This is a genomic window from Wenzhouxiangella sediminis, from assembly GCF_003410055.1.
Classification (GTDB): domain Bacteria; phylum Pseudomonadota; class Gammaproteobacteria; order Xanthomonadales; family Wenzhouxiangellaceae; genus Wenzhouxiangella; species Wenzhouxiangella sediminis.
In genome coordinates this window covers 1-2,175 of the sequence record NZ_QUZK01000019.1, presented here as the reverse complement: position 1 = coordinate 2,175, position 2,175 = coordinate 1, and the positions used below count along the sequence as shown (strand labels likewise).

At 60.7% G+C, this 2,175-nt stretch carries 1 protein-coding gene and 1 pseudogene; one reads left to right on the top strand and one right to left on the bottom strand.

Annotation, left to right across the window (positions count from 1 at the left end):
* Positions 1-39 precede the first annotated feature (39 nt).
* On the bottom strand, positions 40-1,287 hold the full coding sequence (ltrA, locus tag DZC52_RS04585) for a group II intron reverse transcriptase/maturase (RefSeq protein WP_116649950.1): 1,248 nt from the start codon (positions 1,285-1,287) through the stop codon (positions 40-42).
* A 588-nt stretch (positions 1,288-1,875) separates the two neighbouring features.
* On the opposite strand from ltrA, the pseudogene DZC52_RS15945 reads away from it, so the two are divergent.
* Positions 1,876-2,175 (top strand): annotated as a pseudogene (locus tag DZC52_RS15945) (hypothetical protein); the annotation flags it as partial.

Here is a 2,175-nt window from a genome sequence, read left to right as displayed (position 1 = left end):
CAGAACCGGACGTGACACTCTCGCGTCATCCGGCTCCCATCATCGAGCCGTTGGTATCCCCGCCCAGCGCCAACAGACAAAGAGCCCCGGCTGTCGCGTGGCGACCCCCCGCAACCAGGCAAAGCTGGCTAGCAGGCGGCCGCGCAGGCGCCGGTATTTTCGTCGCCCCCAAAGCATGAGTTTGCGGTTGAGGTAGTCGGAGATGGCTCTCATGGCGGATGGATAGAAGCCACCGTAGTAGCCCCACCAGCCCTGCAGCACTCGGTTGACGAGCTGTGCCAGTTTCTCCAACGACCAGTTGGTGCGACGATGGATCCGCCAGCCACGGATGACGCTCCGCATGTGCTTGACGGCATCGTCGCTGACCGCTGGAAGGAAGCTGGTAAACAGCTTGCCGTCGGGTCCCTGAGCACAGCGCGGCCGGAAGGTAAAGCCGAGAAAGGTGAACTGGCAGCTTGGGTATCGCTCGCGACGCCGGCTGTCCTTGCAGTACACGATCTTCGACTTCTCTGGATGGATACTCAGCCTGCAATCCGCCAGCCGCTGCGCCAACGCAGAGAGAATCGATTCCGCCTGCGCCCGCGAACGGCAGTGGATCACGGCATCGTCGGCGTACCGGGCAAATGGGTTGCCCGGATGAGCCCGACGCATCCAGCGATCGAAGGCATAGTGCATGAACAGATTCATCAACAGTGGACTGATGACACCGCCCTGCGGCGTGCCCCGGTCCCGGGGCTCACAGGCCGCATCGGGTGTCATCACCGGCGCTGTCAACCAGCGCTCGATGTAGAGCACCATCCAGGCTTCCGACACGTGCTTTCGCACGGCCTTCATCATCAGCTCATGGTCGATGTTGTCAAAGGCGCCTTGGATATCGAACTCCACAACCCAGTCGTACCGCCAGCACCGTTTCCGGGTGACGGCCACTGCATCCTTGGCCGACCGGCCGGGCCGATAGCCGTAGGAATCCGGGTCAAAGCATGGGTCCCACTCCGGCTCCAGAAGCTGCTTGACCGCCGCCTGTGCAATCCGGTCGGCCACAGTCGGCACACCCAGATAGCGCGTCCCGCCCGATTTCTTCGGAATACCGACTTGTCGGACAGGTGGCGGATGGTAGCTGCCCGAAGACAGCCGATTCCAGAGCTTGTACAGGTTCCCGGATAGATCACGCTCGAAGTCGGCCATGGATTGCTGGTCGACTCCGGCCGCACCCCGGTTCGCTCGTACTTTCTTGTAGGCATCCCACACAACCCGCTTGGGGATATCAAAAGGCTTTGCCGCACTCACCGGCTCATCCTCCTTTCAGAGTTGACCGGCCAGCGCGGCTCGATAACGCGACCCCTTCGCTCCACGTCCATTACAGACGCTTCATCACTACTACGGGTCGCTCCGCCCCTGCTTTTCGCATCGGTATTCATTCTCATGGCTTTAACCACTTGTCTTTTCCCTTGTCATCGAAAAGCAGGTTCCCATGTTCCATACCAGCGCCTGTATCAGGCTCATGCCGCCTATACACCGGTTGCCGTCTGGCCAGTAGACAGGTGCCCGCCAGACTCTTCCCGGGGACTCCCAACCTCCCCGGTTTTGACAACGCTTTCACCTCTAACGATGGGTCATCGACGGTTCGCTTGCGCTCATCTTCCTGATACACACCTGACTCCCTCTCGGGGAGCCTTTTCACCAATCGCTCACCACCATGCCTTTTGGACACAGCAGCATTGGCTGGTTTGGAGCCGACTCCTGTAAGCAGGCTCCGGAGGGCCAAACCTCCATCACTGGTACAGCATCCACGTCTCACGACGTTGTTCATGGCACACCTGGGAGGGACGGTTCAAGTGTCAGGCGCTGCTCGATGAGCAGGCCGTTCTGTCGTGCATGGCCTACGTGGATCTGAATCCGGTTCGTGCCGGAATGTGCGAGACGCTGCGTGAATCCGAGCACACGTCAGTCCGGTACCGGATCGAATCGGCTCGATCTGTAATCAGCAAGGCACTGGGCCGTCGTTCTCAAGACCAAGCACTCAAGCCGGTCGCGGGGCTGGATGTCAACACCCTGGCCGTCCTCACAGAATCTAGCTACATCGATCTGGTCCGCTGGACGGGACTTCAGGCCCATCCCGACAAGCGCGGGAAGCTGTCTGGGGCCGAGGAAGAACCGCCCGAGGGCCTCTGGAGC